Raw genomic sequence first — 14,116 nt, forward strand, 5'->3', positions numbered from 1 at the left:
GGCAGCGGTACGCCGCCCGCCGAAGCACGTACCACCGCATCACCCGGCATCACCGCGTCACCGCACAGGCAGCGTCACCGCACCCCCGCACACCGCACCCCTCGAGACTCACCGCACCACCACACCCCCACACCACGCAACGGTCCCGTGGCTGTCAGCCATGCCCGCTCACCCCGCACGCGCCGGCACGTCCAAGGCCGCGGGGCCCCGAGCCCTTCGCCCGTTCCCTCCCATCTCACGCCGCTCACCGTGTCCCGCTTCGCCCTGCCCGCTCACGGCCGTATCCGCCGAGGGGATCCCGATGGCATCACGCCCACCGCTGCTCACGATGAACCGCATCACCAAGTCGTTCCCAGGCGTCCGCGCCCTGGACGGCGTGGACCTCGAAGTCCACGCCGGGGAGGTCCACTGCCTCCTCGGCCAGAACGGCGCCGGCAAGTCGACCCTCATCAAGGTCCTCGCCGGAGCCCACCAGCCCGACGACGGCGAGATCACCTGGGGCGGCGAACCGGTCTCCCTGACCTCTCCGATCGCGGCCATGCGGCTGGGGATCGCCACCATCTACCAGGAGCTGGACCTGGTCGGCGGGCTGTCCGTCGCCGAGAACGTGTTCCTCGGGAACGAGCCGACCTCCGCCGGGTTCGTCGTGCACGGTGCCCGGGCCCGCGCGGCCGCCGGACGTCTCCTCGAGCGCCTCGGGCACCCGGAGATCGATCCGGCCCGACTCGTCGGCGAACTGTCCGCAGCCCAGCAGCAGATCGTCTCCATGGCCCGCGCCCTCTCCCACAAGGTGCGGCTGATCGTCATGGACGAGCCGTCCGCCGCGCTCGACCCCGACGAGGTCGACAACCTCTTCCGGATCGTCGCCGAACTCACCGCCGACGGCGTCGCCGTCGTGTACATCTCCCACCGACTGGAGGAGATCCGCCGCATCGGCGACCGGGTCACGGTCCTGAAGGACGGCCGCTCCGTCGCCGGCGGCCTGCCGGCGGACACCACCCCGACCCGCGACATCGTCGCCCTCATGACCGGCCGCACCGTCGAGCACGTCTTCCCCGACCGCCCCGACGGAACCGACGGCGCCGCCGCTGCCCGGGACCCCGTCCTCAGGGTCGAGGGCCTCACCCGTGGTGGCGAGTTCGCCCCCCTCGACCTCGAACTGCGGCCCGGAGAGATCGTCGGCCTCGCCGGACTGGTCGGCTCCGGCCGCAGCGAGATCCTGGAGACGATCTACGGGGCACGCAAGCCCGACGCGGGCCGTGTCCTCGTCGACGGCGTCCCGCTGCGCCCGGGCAGCGTCCGCGCCGCCGTCCGGGCCGGGATCGGACTGGCCCCCGAGGAGCGCAAGGCGCAGGCCCTGCTGATGCTGGAGTCCGTCGGCGGCAACGTCTCGGTCTCCACCCTCTCCCGCTACTCCCGCGCGGGCTGGCTCGACCGGCGTGCCGAGCGTGCCGCCACGCACCGGGCGGTGCGCGAGCTGTCGCTGCGGCCCGACGACCCGGACGCGGCGATCAGGACGCTGTCCGGCGGCAACCAGCAGAAGGCCGTGCTCGCGCGCTGGCTGCTGCGCGGTTGCAAGGTGCTGCTCCTCGACGAGCCGACCCGGGGCGTCGACATCGGCGCCCGGGCGGAGCTCTACGCCGTGATACGCCGGCTGGCCGACGAAGGACTGGCGGTACTGCTCGTCTCCAGCGAGGTTCCCGAGGTCCTCGGGCTCGCCGACCGCGTGCTGGTGCTCCGCGAAGGCTCCGTCGTGCACACGGCGCAGGCCCGGGAGCTCGACGAGCACCGCGTACTCGATCTCGTGATGGAAGGGAACCCGACGCCATGACGCAGCCGGCCTCCGCCGCCCGGAAGGACGCGCCGATGTCCGCCGCCACCTCCGACACCGGCGGGAAGGGGATCCACCGACCGGCGCTGATGCGGTGGGACGTGCGCAGCATGTCGCTGCTCGGCGTCCTCGTCGCCCTCGTCGCCGTCGGCGGCGTCACCCAGCCCGAATCCTTCCTCGCCACCAGCAACCTCCAACTCGTCCTGACCCAGGCGTCGGTCATCGGCGTCGTCACCGTCGGCATGACGTTCGTCATCACCAGCGGCGGCATCGACCTGTCGGTCGGTGCGATCGTGGCCCTCGCGTCCGTGTGGGCGACGACCGTGGCCACCCAGGAGTTCGGCTTCGCGGGCGTCCTCTTCACCGCGGTGCTCGTCGGCGTCGGCTGCGGTCTCGTGAACGGGCTGCTGATCGCGTACGGCGGCATGGTGCCGTTCATCGCCACCCTGGCCATGCTGGCCTCCGCCCGGGGGCTCGCCCTCCAGATCACGGACGGCAGGACCCAGATGGTGACCGTGACCGACGTCCTCGACCTCGGCGTCAAGGACGCCTACGTCCTCGGCGTCCCGCCGCTCGTCCTCGTCTTCGCCGCCGTGACCGTCATCGGATGGCTGCTGCTCAACCGGACCACGTTCGGCCGCCGCACCGTCGCCGTCGGCGGCAACGCGGAAGCGGCCCGGCTCGCCGGCATCGACGTGCGCCGGCAGCGCCTCTACCTGTACCTGCTGTCCGGCCTGTGCTGCGGGATCGCCGCGTTCATGCTCATCGTCCTCGCCGGATCCGGCCAGAACACCAACGGCAACCTGTACGAACTCGACGCCATCGCCGCCGCCATCATCGGCGGCACCCTCCTCAGCGGCGGACGCGGCACCATCGTCGGCTCCGTCCTCGGCGTCCTGATCTTCACGACCATCACCAACATCTTCGCCCTCAACAACCTGGAGACGGCGGTCCAGCAGATCGCCAAGGGCGCGATCATCGTGGCCGCCGTCCTCGTCCAGCGCCGCACCCTGCGCGGCGGCGACGCCTGACCCGCCTTCCCGCGCACCCCTCCTCGACCCGACCCGACCCGACCCGACCCGACCCGACCCGGCCCGACCCGGTCCGGTCCGACCCGCCCAGCCGAAGGGTTGATCCGCCATGTCCCGAACCGCCCCCAGCCGCAGAGGACTCCTGTTCGGCACCGCCGCCGTCTCCGCCGGGGCCCTGCTGACCGCCTGCACCAGCAACGAGCCCAAGCAGCAGGAACAGCCGGCCGGCAACGCCCCGGCCGCTGACGAGAAGCCCGGCAAGCCCGTCACCATCGGCTTCGCCGGCCCCCAGGCCGACCACGGCTGGCTCAACGCCATCAACCAGAACGCCAAGTCTCGCGCCGCGAAGTACTCCGACGTCACCCTGGAGATCACCGAGGGATCCAACGACACCGCCGCCCAGATCGGTCAGGTGCAGACCCTCATCAACAAGAAGGTCGACGTCCTCGTCATCCTGCCCGCCGACGGCAAGGCGCTCACCCAGGTCGGTCTCCAGGCGATGCGGGCCGGCATCCCCGTCGTCAACCTGGACCGCGTCTTCGCCTCCCCGCAGGCGTACCGCTGCTGGATCGGCGGCGACAACTACGGCATGGGGCTCAACGCCGGCACCTACATCGGCGAGCAGCTCAAGGACAAGCCGAACGCCAAGGTCGTCGAACTCGCCGGCCTCGACAGCCTCGAACTCACCCGGCAGCGCACCCAGGGCTTCGACGACGCCCTGAAGAACTACCCCAACATCACCAAGGTCGCCCGCCAGGCCGCCGACTTCACCGTCGAGTCCGGCCAGGCCAAGATGGCCCAGCTCCTCCAGGCGCAGCCCGCGTTCGACGCGCTGTGGAACCACGACGACGACCAGGGCGTCGGCGCGCTCCGCGCCATCGCGCAGGCCGGCCGTGACGACTTCCTGATGGTCGGCGGCGCCGGGGCCAGGTCCGCGATGGACGCCATCAAGGCCGGCACCGGCGTCCTCAAGGCCACCGTCCTCTACCCGCCGACCATGGCGGCCTCCGCCATCGACCTGGCCCGCGCGCTCGGCCAGGGCAAGGGCGTGGGCGGTCTGGCGGAGCTGGAGATCCCGTCCTCGCTGACGCTCTACTCCGCCGTCGTCACCAAGGAGAACGTCGACGACTACCTGCCCACCGGCTTCAACTGACCGGATCCGGGCTCCCGGGGGGACGCCCGGCCTCGCAGCACACCGACGAGTCAGTGACTCTCCGACCAGGAGGAACCGTATGGAACAGCGGGACAGCGATGCGACCGCGCCGCCCGCGCTCGGCGTCGGCATGGTGGGGTACGCGTTCATGGGCGCCGCGCACTCCCAGGGCTGGCGCAACGTGAGCCGTGTGTTCGACCTGCCGCTGCGGCCCGTCCTCGCGGCGATCGCGGGCCGGGACGCGGGAGCCGTCTCCGCCGCCGCCCAACGGCACGGCTGGGCGGCGGCGGAGACGGACTGGCGGGCCCTGATCGCCCGGGACGACGTGCAGCTCGTCGACATCTGCACCCCGGGGGACAGTCATGCGGAGATCGCGATCGCGGCGCTGGAGGCCGGCAAGCACGTCCTGTGCGAGAAGCCGCTCGCGAACTCGGTGGCCGAGGCCGAGGCCATGGCCACCGCCGCCGAGGCCGCCCGCGCCCGCGGCCAGGTGGCGATGGTCGGCTTCAACTACCGGCGCGTGCCCGCCCTTTCGTACGCCCGCCGCCTCATCGCTGAGGGCCGGCTCGGCACCCTGCGCCACGTCCGGGTGAGCTACCTCCAGGACTGGCTGGTCGATCCCGACTTCCCGCTGACCTGGCGGCTGGAGCGCGAGCACGCCGGGTCGGGGGCGCTGGGTGACCTCGGGGCGCACATCGTCGACCTCGCGCAGTACCTGGCGGGAGAGCCCGTCGTCGGGGTGTCCGCCCAGACGGAGACCTTCGTACGGGAACGGCCCCGGCTCGCCGCCGCGGCGGCCGGCCTGGCCGCGCCGTCCGGGCAGGCCGCCACCGGCGCCCCGCGCGGGCCGGTGACCGTCGACGACGCGGCCGTCTTCACCGGGCGGCTCGCCTCGGGGGCGCTCGCCGCCTTCGAGGCGAGCCGGATGGCCTCCGGTCGCAAGAACCAGCTCCGGCTGGAGATCAACGGGGAGCGGGGCTCGCTCGCCTTCGACCTGGAGCGGCTCAACGAGCTCTCCTTCCACGACCACCGCGAGCCCGCCGCCACCGCGGGCTTCCGGCGGATCCTCGTCACCGAGGCCGAGCACCCGTATCTGGAGGCGTGGTGGCCGCCCGGCCACACCCTCGGCTACGAACACACCTTCACCCACCAGGCCCGCGACCTGGTCGTCGCGATCGGCGCCGGCACCGACCCGTCGCCGTCCTTCGCCGACGGGCTGCGGGTGCAACGGGTGCTCGCCGCGGTCGAGGAGAGCGCCCGGAAGAACGCCGTCTACACACCCGTCCAGGAAGTGCCGGCCGAGGTCCGCTAGAAGAACGCCCGCACACCGTTTGGAGGCTTCATGCCGCGTCCGTTCACCCTCTTCACCGGCCAGTGGGCCGACCTGCCGCTGGAGGAGGTCTGCAGGCTCGCCCGTGACTTCGGCTACGACGGCCTCGAACTCGCCTGCTGGGGCGACCACTTCGAGGTCGACAAGGCCCTCGCCGACCCGTCGTACCTGGCGGGCCGGCACGCCCTGCTCGACAAGTACGGCCTCACGTGCTGGGCGATCTCCAACCACCTGGTGGGCCAGGCGGTCTGCGACCATCCGATCGACGAGCGGCACCAGGGCATCCTGCCGGCCCGGATCTGGGGCGACGGCGAACCCGAGGCCGTGCGGCGACGGGCCGCCGCCGAGATGCGGGACACCGCGCGCGCCGCGGCCGCCTTCGGCGTCGACACCGTCGTCGGCTTCACCGGATCCTCCATCTGGCACCTGGTGGCCATGTTCCCGCCCGTGCCGGAGCGCATGGTCGAGCGCGGGTACGAGGACTTCGCCGAGCGGTGGAACCCCGTCCTCGACGTCTTCGACGCCGAAGGGGTCCGCTTCGCCCATGAGGTCCACCCCGGGGAGATCGCCTACGACTACTGGACGACGCGCCGCGCCCTGGAAGCGGTGGACCACCGTCCGGCCTTCGGGCTCAACTTCGACCCCAGCCACTTCGTCTGGCAGGACCTCGATCCGGTCGGCTTCCTGTACGACTTCCAGGACCGGATCTACCACGTCGACTGCAAGGAGGCGCGCAAGCGCCTCGACGGGCGCAACGGCCGGCTCGGCTCCCACCTGCCGTGGGGCGACCCGAGGCGCGGCTGGGACTTCGTCTCGGCCGGACACGGGGACGTGCCCTGGGAGGACGTCTTCCGCATGCTGCGGTCCATCGGCTACCAGGGCCCCGTGTCCGTCGAGTGGGAGGACGCCGGGATGGACCGGCTCACCGGCGCGCCCGAGGCGCTGGCCCGGCTGAAGCGGTTCGACTTCGACCCGCCGGCCGCCTCGTTCGACGCGGCGTTCTCCGGCGGCGACCGGTAGGACCTCCCGGTCAGGCCCGGTGGCGAGGGGCGCCACCGGGCGGTCCGGCCTGCCCGCACACGGCTTTGTCCTGGTGCAGGAGAAAGTTCGACCGATCTGCTGCACAAGGGCTTTCCGTCGAGGACGAACGCGGCTACGGTCCCCTCACATCACCACCGCGGCCCCTCGCCCCACCGCACGGCCGGCTCACCGCACAGCCGGCCCGGGAGCGACCCCCCCCCCCCCGCCCGAACCCGTCGGGACCGGGCAAGTGCCCCGCCCCGTACAGTGCCCCGCCCCACACCCGCCCCTCGCACCTCACCGGCGGGCGGCCCGCGCCGCCCGCCGCCGCTGCCCCCCCCCCCCCCCCCCCCCCCCCCCCCCCCCCCCGGGGGGGCGCCCCCCCCCCCCCCCCGCCCGCACCGCAGAGGCACCGCACCCCACCCCCAGCCCTCCACCCCACGCACCCAACGACCTGGCAAGGAGGCAGCCCGTGACTGACACCCACGCACGCACCGGAGTCTGGTTCGCCGGAGCACGCGGCTCCGTGGCGACCACGGCCGTCGCCGGATGCGCCGCCGTCCGCGCCGGCCTCCACCCGGCGACCGGCATGGTCACCGAGACGTCCGCGTTCGCCGGCACCGGGCTGCCGTCCCTGGCCGCGCTCGTCTTCGGCGGCCACGACATCGCGTCCTGCCCGCTCCCCAAGCGCGCCGAGCAACTCACCGGCGCCGGCGTGCTCCCGCACGGGCTCGCCGCCGCCGTCCATGCCGAACTCGCCGCCGCCGACGAGGAGATACGCACCGGCGGCCCCCTCCCGGACGACCCCCGCACCGACGCCGAACTCATCGCCGACCTCGCCGCCGACCTCGTGTCCTTCCGCGGCCGCCACGCACTGGCACGCGTGGTCGTCGTCAACGTCTCCTGCACGGAGCCGCCGCCCGCACCCGACGCCGAACGCCTGCCGCCCAGCTCCCTCTACGCCGCCGCGGCCCTGCGGGCCGGCTGCCCCTACGTCGACTTCACCCCGTCCACCGGGCTGCGCACCCCGGGCCTCTCGGCGGCCGCGACCGCCGCCGGACTGCCCCACGCGGGCCGCGACGGCAAGACCGGCCAGACGCTGCTGCGCTCCGTGCTCGCCCCGATGTTCGTCCAGCGGGCCCTGGAGGTACGGGCCTGGTCCGGCACCAACCTGCTGGGCGGGGGAGACGGGGCGACACTGGCCGACCCCGCCGCCGCGGCGGCGAAGAACGCCGGCAAGGAACGCGTCCTCACGGACACCCTCGGCCACCGGCCGGAGGGCCGGGTCCACATCGACGACGTCCCCGCGCTCGGCGACTGGAAGACGGCCTGGGACCACATCGCCTTCGAGGGCTTCCTCGGATCGCGGATGGTCCTCCAGACCATCTGGCAGGGCTGCGACTCCGCACTCGCCGCACCCCTCGTCCTCGACCTGGCCCGCCTGGTCGCCCGCGCCCACGAAGCCGGGATCTCCGGGTCGCTCCCGGAACTCGGCTTCTACTTCAAGGACCCGGACGGCGGGCCCGCCGGCCTCCCGGAACAGTTCGCCGGGCTGCTGGCCTTCGCCGACCGACTGCGGGAGGCGGAGTGATGCGCCCCGGCCGTCCGGACCGCGCCGAGCGGAGCGGGCCCGAGCCCGAAGACGGAGGCGGCCGTACGGTCGCACCCGTGCTCGGCCCCGAGCCCGCGCCCCCGTCCGGCCCCGCGCCTGCCGTCGGCTCCTTGCCGGTGCCGGTGCCGGTGCCGGTGCCGGTGTCGGTGTCGGCGCCCGCCCCCGAGCCCGGCCTCGTCCCAGGCGGCGGTCAGATCCGGGCCTGGGCCGAACTGCTCCGCCTCCCCGCGCTGTTCAGCGTGCCCGGAGACACGCTCGCCGGCGCCGCGGCCGTCGGCCTGCGACCCGGCCGGGGGACGGCGTACGCGGTCGGCGCATCGCTCTGCCTGTACGAGGCGGGCATGGCGCTCAACGACTGGGCCGACCGCGAGGAGGACGCCGTCGACCGCCCCCACCGCCCCCTGCCCTCCGGCCGGATCGCTCCGGCCGCGGCACTGGGCGCGGCCGGCCTGCTGACCGCCGCCGGCCTCGCCCTCGCCTCCCGCGCCGGCCGCCCGGCCCTCACCGCGGCCACTGCCCTGGCCGGCACGGTGTGGGCCTACGACCTCCGCCTCAAACACACGCCCGCCGCCCCCGCCGTCATGGCCACCGCCCGCGCCCTCGACCTCGTCCTGGGCGCGACGGCCACGGGCCCCGCACCGAGACGGACCGCCGCGGCGCCGGTCCGCCGCGCTCCCGGCCCCGTCGCGTCAGCGCCGGTCGCGCGACGCGGTGCGGCGACCCGCACCGGACTCCGGGTCGCGGCACCCGCGGGCGCGCTCGCCGTGCACACGTACGCCGTCACCGCCGTGTCCCGGCACGAGGCACAGGGCGGTTCGACGCTCGCCCCGCTCGGGGCCCTCGCCGCGACGTCCGCGCTCGGGGCCGTCACCGCCCTCCGGGCGCTCCGGAAGCCGGGCGGCGCGACGGCGCTCGTACCGCTGTTGCCCGCCGCCCTGTACGTCGGCACCACCGCGGTGCCCCTGCTCCACGCCGCGCTCAACCCGTCCCCGCCCCTCACCCAGCGCGCCGTCGGCAGCGGGATCCGCGCCATGATCCCGCTCCAGGCCGCGCTCGCGGCCCGAGCCGGGGCGGTCGGCACCGGGATCGGCGTGCTGGGGCTCGCCCCCCTCGCCCGCGCCCTCGCACGGAAGGTGAGCCCCACATGAACGCACGGCAGCGACTCCGCCTCGGGTACGGCACCAACGGGCTCACCGACCTCCGTCTCGACGACGCCCTCGGGCTGCTCGCGGAGCTGGGCTACGACGGCGTGGGGCTCACGCTCGACCACATGCACCTGGACCCGCTCGCGCCCGGCCTCGCCGCCCGTACCGCCCGGGTCGCCCGCCGGCTCGGCGCGCTCGGACTCACCACGACCATCGAGACCGGGGCCCGGTACGTGCTCGACCCGCGCCGCAAACACGGCCCCTCGCTCCTCGACGCCGACCCGCGGGACCGCGCCGCCCGGGTCCGCCTGCTGCTCACGGCGGTCGGGGTCGCGGCGGACCTCGGGGCGCACGCCGTGCACTGCTTCAGCGGTGTCGCCCCGCCGGACACCGACGACACCACGGCCTGGCGGCGCCTGACGGAGGCGCTGGCGCCCGTGCTCGACGCCGCCGCCGACGCGGGCGTGCCGCTCGCGATCGAACCCGAGCCGGGACACCTCCTCGCCACCCTCGACGACTTCCACCGGCTGCGCGCCGCACTCGGCGACCCCGCGCCCCTCGGCCTCACCCTCGACATCGGCCACTGCCAGTGCCTGGAGGCGGCACCGCCCGCCGCGTGCGTCCGAGCGGCGGCACCCTGGCTGCGCCACGTGCAGATCGAGGACATGCGGCGCGGTGTGCACGAGCACCTGCCGTTCGGCGAGGGCGAGATCGACTTCCCGCCCGTCCTCGACGCCCTCGCGGCCACCGGCTACCAGGGCCTCACCGTCGTCGAACTGCCCCGCCACTCGCACGCAGGCCCGCAACTGGCCGCGGAGTCCGCCGCGTTCCTGCGCGAAGCGGCCACAGCCGCCGCGAAGGGAGCGCCGGCATGCTGACGCCACCACAGCCCTGGACCCGTGCTGACATCGCGGCCCGGCTGCCCGACGACCACGCCCGCGTCTGGTTCGCCGAGGCCCTCGCCGACGCCACCCGAGCCGCGACAGCACCCCAGGCACCACCCGCCGCCGACCCCGTCCGTACGGCGACAACACCACAGGCACCGTCCGCGCCCCACCCGGCGCATCCCGCCTGGCAGCTGCGCTTCGTCACAGCCGGCCGGCACTGCGGCCAGGACGCCGCGGACGCCGTACGGGCCCTGCTGCTGATCGAGGCCCGGCCCGGTACGAAGACACTGACCCGCCTCTACCGGGAGGGCAGCGCCGCCGAGCGTCGCGCGGTGCTGCACGCCCTGCCCTCCCTCGTGGACGGCCCGCAGGCCACGCCCCTCGTGGACGACGCCCTGCGCACGCACGACACCCGGCTGATCGCCGCAGCCGTCGGCCCCTACGCCGCAGCCCACCTGGCCCCGCACGCCTGGCGGCACGCCGTCCTGAAGTGCCTCTTCACCGGCGTCCCGCTGAGCGCCGTGGCGGACCTGGCGCGGCGGGCCGCAGGCGACGCGGAACTCGCCCGCATGCTCGCCGCCCACGCCGCCGAACGCACCGCGGCGGGCCGGGAGGTCCCCCGCGACCTCCGCCACGCCCTGACCCTGACCGGCACACCGACCGAGGAGCCGTGATGCGCATCTTCGACCCGCACATCCACATGACGTCGCGCACCACCGACGACTACGAGGCGATGTACGCGGCGGGCGTCCGCGCCGTGGTCGAACCGGCCTTCTGGCTCGGCCAGCCGCGCACCTCTCCCGCCAGCTTCTTCGACTACTTCGACGCGCTGCTCGGCTGGGAGCCGTTCCGCGCCGCCCAGTACGGCATCGCCCACCACTGCACCCTCGCGCTCAACCCCAAAGAGGCCAACGATCCGCGCTGCACGCCCGTCCTCGACGAGCTGCCCCGCTACCTCGTCAAGGACTCCGTCGTCGCCGTCGGCGAGATCGGCTACGACGCGATGACCCCCGCCGAGGACACCGCGCTCGCCGCCCAGCTCCAGTTCGCCGCCGACCACGGCCTGCCCGCCCTCGTCCACACCCCGCACCGGGACAAGCTCGCCGGGCTCCACCGGACCCTCGACGTCGTCCGCGAGTCGGCCCTGCCCGTCGAGCGGACCCTCCTCGACCACCTCAACGAGACGACCGTCGCCGCCGCCGCGGACAGCGGCTGCTGGCTCGGCTTCTCCGTCTACCCCGACACCAAGATGGACACGGACCGCATGGTGACCGTCCTGCGGACCTTCGGCACCGAGAGGATCCTCGTCAACTCGGCCGCCGACTGGGGCAGGAGCGATCCGCTGAAGACCCGCGAGGTCGCCGACGCCATGCTCGCCGCCGGCTTCACCGACGACGACGTCGACCGGGTCCTGTGGCGCAACCCCGTCGCCTTCTACGGACTCAGCGGCCGGCTCCGGCTCGACGTCCCCGCCCCGGACGCCCTGCACGAGGGAAACTCCGTGCTGCGCGGCGGGGAATGAGGAGGGACCGTGCGCTTCCGCCACCCGGACGGCACCCTCGTCCATCTCTCCTACTGCACCAACGTCCACCCCGCCGAGACCCTCGACGGCGTCCTCGCCCAGCTCCGCGACCACTGCGAGCCGGTGCGCCGACGCCTCGGCCGCGACCGGCTCGGCATCGGCCTCTGGCTCGCCAAGGACGCCGCCCACGCCCTGGTCGACGACCCGGTGGCGCTGCGCGGGCTCCGGACCGAGCTGGACCGCCGCGGCCTCGAAGTCGTCACCCTCAACGGCTTCCCCTACGAGGGCTTCGGCGCCGAGGCGGTCAAACACCGCGTCTACCGCCCCGACTGGACCGAGCCGGAGCGCCTCGCCCACACCACCGACCTCGCCCGCCTCCTCGCCGCACTGCTCCCCGACGACGTCGCCGGGGGAAGCGTCTCCACCCTGCCGCTCGCCTGGCGCACCGGCTTCGACGAGCGCGCCGCCACCACCGCCCGAGCCGCCCTCACCACCCTGACGGAACGGCTCGACGCACTGGAGGAGCTGACCGGCAAGTCCGTCCGCATCGCCCTCGAACCCGAACCGGGCTCCGTGGTGGAGACCACCACCGACGCCATCGGACCGCTCACCGCCCTGCCCGGCGACCGCGTCGGCGTCTGCGTCGACACCTGCCACCTCGCGACCTCCTTCGAGGACCCGGCCACGGCGCTCACCGCACTCGACGCCGCCGGCGTCCGCGTCCCCAAGGCCCAGCTCTCCACCGCCCTGCACGCCGAACACCCCCACCGGCCCGAGGTACGCGCCGCGCTCGCCGCCTTCGCCGAACCACGCTTCCTGCACCAGACCCGCACGGCCACCGCCGAGGGACTCCGCGGCACCGACGACCTGCCCGAAGCGCTCGCGGGGGACACCCTGCCCGACACGGCCCCCTGGCGCGCCCACTTCCACGTCCCCCTGCACGCCCCGCCCGCCCCGCCGCTCACCTCCACGCTCCCCGTCCTGAAGGACGCCCTGACCCACCTGGTCGGCGGCGCCCACCCCCGCACCCCACACCTGGAGGTCGAGACGTACACCTGGCAGGCCCTCCCGCCCGGAGCGCGGCCCCGCACCCGCGGCCACCTCGCCGACGGCATCGCCGCCGAACTCACCCTCGCCCGCGACCTGCTCACCGACCTCGGCCTGAAGGAACTCCCGTGACCGACGCGAAGCCCCCGGCCGACGGACGCCCCACCCCCCTCCTCGTCCTCGACGTCGTCGGCCTCACCCCCCGCCTCCTCGACCACATGCCACGCCTCCGCGCCCTCGCCGACTCCGGCTCGCGGGCGCCCCTGTCCACCGTGCTGCCCGCCGTCACCTGCACCGCCCAGTCCACCTTCCTCACCGGCACCCCGCCCGCCGAGCACGGCATCGTCGGCAACGGCTGGTACTTCCGCGAACTCGGCGACGTCCTGCTGTGGCGCCAGCACAACGGCCTGGTCGCCGGCGACAAGATCTGGCACGCCGCCCGCCGCGCCCACCCCGGCTACACCGTCGCCAACATCTGCTGGTGGTACGCGATGGGCGCCGACACCGACATCACCGTCACCCCCCGCCCCGTCTACTACGCCGACGGACGCAAGGAACCCGACTGCTACACCCGCCCTCCGGCCCTCCACGACGAACTCACCGCGGAGTTCGGCACGTTCCCCCTCTTCCACTTCTGGGGACCGGGCGCCTCCCTCGCCTCCAGCCGGTGGATCGCGGACGCCACCCGCCACATCATGCGCACCCGCCGCCCGGACCTGACGCTCTGCTACCTCCCGCACCTCGACTACGACCTCCAGCGGTACGGCCCCGACGACCCGCGCTCCTTCCGCGCGGCCGCCGAACTCGACACGCTCATCGGGCCGTTGCTCGACGACGCCCGTGCCGAGGGCCGCACGGTCGTCGCCCTGTCCGAGTACGGGATCACCCGCGTCAGCCGCCCCGTCGACATCAACCGCGCCCTGCGGCGCGCCGGACTCCTCGACGTCCACACCCAGGACGGCATGGAGTACCTCGACCCGACGGCCTCCCGGGCCTTCGCCGTTGCCGACCACCAGCTCGCCCACGTCTACGTCCGCCGCCCCGAGGACCTCCCGGCCGCCCGCGCCACCCTCCAGGACCTGCCCGGCGTCGAGCGACTCCTCGACGACGAGGGAAAGAAGGCACACGGCCTGGACCACCCCCGCTCCGGCGAGCTGGTCGCCGTCGCCGAACCCGACGCCTGGTTCACGTACTACTACTGGCTGGACGACGCGCGCGCCCCCGACTTCGCCCGGCTCGTCGAGATCCACCGCAAACCCGGCTACGACCCGGCCGAACTGTTCATGGACCCCCAGGACCCGTACGTACGGCTCAAGGCCGCGGCCGCCGTGGCGCGCAAGAAGGCCGGCCTGCGCTACCGCGTGGCGGTCGTGCCCCTGGACCCCTCACCCGTCCGCGGCAGCCACGGCCGCCTGCCCGCGAGCGACGCGGACGGCCCGCTCATCCTCTGCTCCGCCCCCGGCGCCCTGCCCGGCCGCACCGCGGCCACCGAGGTGAAGCCGCTCCTCCTGCGGCTCGCCGGCCTCGCCTGAGCCGGC

Annotated in this window: 12 protein-coding genes; all 12 read left to right on the top strand. The window is 74.4% G+C overall.

Annotated elements, in window-relative coordinates:
* The first annotated feature begins 301 nt into the window (after positions 1-301).
* The 12 genes from ACIGW4_RS34555 (at position 302) to ACIGW4_RS34610 (ending at position 14,110) form a co-directional block, all read left to right on the top strand.
* Positions 302-1,831, top strand: coding sequence for a sugar ABC transporter ATP-binding protein (locus ACIGW4_RS34555; protein ID WP_399585392.1), 1,530 nt, complete (start codon positions 302-304; stop codon positions 1,829-1,831).
* A complete protein-coding gene (locus tag ACIGW4_RS34560) occupies positions 1,828-2,862 on the top strand; it encodes an ABC transporter permease (RefSeq protein WP_399585394.1) in 1,035 nt (344 codons plus the stop codon). Before ACIGW4_RS34555 ends, ACIGW4_RS34560 begins: the two co-directional genes overlap by 4 nt.
* Positions 2,863-2,971: 109 nt before the next feature.
* The gene (locus ACIGW4_RS34565) at positions 2,972-4,015 is read left to right on the top strand and encodes a substrate-binding domain-containing protein (protein ID WP_359588022.1); all 1,044 of its coding nucleotides are present in this window, start codon (positions 2,972-2,974) and stop codon (positions 4,013-4,015) included.
* 79 nt (positions 4,016-4,094) lie between these two features.
* Positions 4,095-5,327: a Gfo/Idh/MocA family protein gene (locus ACIGW4_RS34570; RefSeq protein WP_399585398.1), complete on the top strand. Its 1,233-nt coding sequence runs from the start codon at positions 4,095-4,097 to the stop codon at positions 5,325-5,327.
* Between the two features lie 30 nt (positions 5,328-5,357).
* A complete protein-coding gene (locus ACIGW4_RS34575; protein WP_399585401.1) occupies positions 5,358-6,365 on the top strand; it encodes a sugar phosphate isomerase/epimerase family protein in 1,008 nt (335 codons plus the stop codon).
* Positions 6,366-6,837: 472 nt separating this feature from the next.
* On the top strand, positions 6,838-7,956 hold the full coding sequence (locus ACIGW4_RS34580) for an inositol-3-phosphate synthase (protein ID WP_399585403.1): 1,119 nt from the start codon (positions 6,838-6,840) through the stop codon (positions 7,954-7,956).
* Between the two features lie 77 nt (positions 7,957-8,033).
* The gene (locus ACIGW4_RS34585) at positions 8,034-9,125 is read left to right on the top strand and encodes an SCO3242 family prenyltransferase (RefSeq protein WP_399585405.1); all 1,092 of its coding nucleotides are present in this window, start codon (positions 8,034-8,036) and stop codon (positions 9,123-9,125) included.
* Positions 9,122-10,000, top strand: a complete 879-nt coding sequence (locus tag ACIGW4_RS34590; RefSeq protein WP_359588019.1) for a sugar phosphate isomerase/epimerase family protein — start codon at positions 9,122-9,124, stop codon at positions 9,998-10,000. Before ACIGW4_RS34585 ends, ACIGW4_RS34590 begins: the two co-directional genes overlap by 4 nt.
* Positions 9,994-10,683, top strand: coding sequence for an EboA domain-containing protein (locus ACIGW4_RS34595; protein ID WP_399585408.1), 690 nt, complete (start codon positions 9,994-9,996; stop codon positions 10,681-10,683). The genes ACIGW4_RS34590 and ACIGW4_RS34595 overlap by 7 nt, the downstream gene beginning before the upstream one ends.
* Entirely contained in the window at positions 10,683-11,531 is an 849-nt protein-coding gene (locus tag ACIGW4_RS34600) for a TatD family hydrolase (RefSeq protein WP_399585411.1), read from the top strand. The genes ACIGW4_RS34595 and ACIGW4_RS34600 overlap by 1 nt, the downstream gene beginning before the upstream one ends.
* 9 nt (positions 11,532-11,540) lie before the next feature.
* Positions 11,541-12,710 carry a metabolite traffic protein EboE gene (gene eboE / locus ACIGW4_RS34605; protein WP_399585413.1) on the top strand — a complete coding sequence of 390 codons (1,170 nt, stop codon included), beginning with the start codon at positions 11,541-11,543 and terminating at the stop codon, positions 12,708-12,710.
* On the top strand, positions 12,707-14,110 hold the full coding sequence (locus ACIGW4_RS34610) for a nucleotide pyrophosphatase/phosphodiesterase family protein (RefSeq protein WP_399585415.1): 1,404 nt from the start codon (positions 12,707-12,709) through the stop codon (positions 14,108-14,110). The genes eboE and ACIGW4_RS34610 overlap by 4 nt, the downstream gene beginning before the upstream one ends.
* Positions 14,111-14,116 lie beyond the last annotated feature (6 nt).

It is taken from the genome of Streptomyces sp. NPDC053513, assembly GCF_044544765.1.
GTDB classification, from domain to species: domain Bacteria; phylum Actinomycetota; class Actinomycetes; order Streptomycetales; family Streptomycetaceae; genus Streptomyces; species Streptomyces litmocidini.